This is a genomic window from Flammeovirga sp. SJP92, assembly GCF_001583495.1.
In the GTDB taxonomy this organism is placed as follows: Bacteria; Bacteroidota; Bacteroidia; order Cytophagales; family Flammeovirgaceae; genus Flammeovirga.
Genome location: NZ_LQAQ01000080.1, coordinates 1 through 304, shown reverse-complemented (window position 1 = coordinate 304; position 304 = coordinate 1). Strand labels below are relative to the sequence as shown.

The window sequence follows — 304 nt, the reverse complement described above, 5'->3', positions numbered from 1 at the left end:
TATTTACATTTTTATGAGGAATACTATATAAGAGATAATGAAGGACATATAGTAGGGCATCCCTTCAAAACTTTTAAATACTTTTCAAAAAGAGAAGAAATTCTAATGGTAAGTTATGATTCTACGGATTTGATATCAACATATAAGGGTACGCCATTTTTAGATTTTTCAGTAAGAAAAGAAAAGAATGGATTTAAATTGTATTCAAAACTTGTTAATATACCTAGAACACGAGTGTCCAGGGTTTCTTATTATATTAATAATGAAACAGATATATCATTACTTTCAGCAGGTTGATTCTTTA

1 protein-coding gene is annotated in these 304 nt (G+C 27.3%); it reads left to right on the top strand.

Going from position 1 to position 304, the window contains the following annotated elements:
- Window positions 1–297, top strand: a 297-nt coding sequence (locus AVL50_RS33540) for a hypothetical protein (RefSeq protein ID WP_216639062.1), incomplete at its 5' end; no start/stop codon positions are given.
- Between the last annotated feature and the right edge of the window lie 7 nt (window positions 298–304).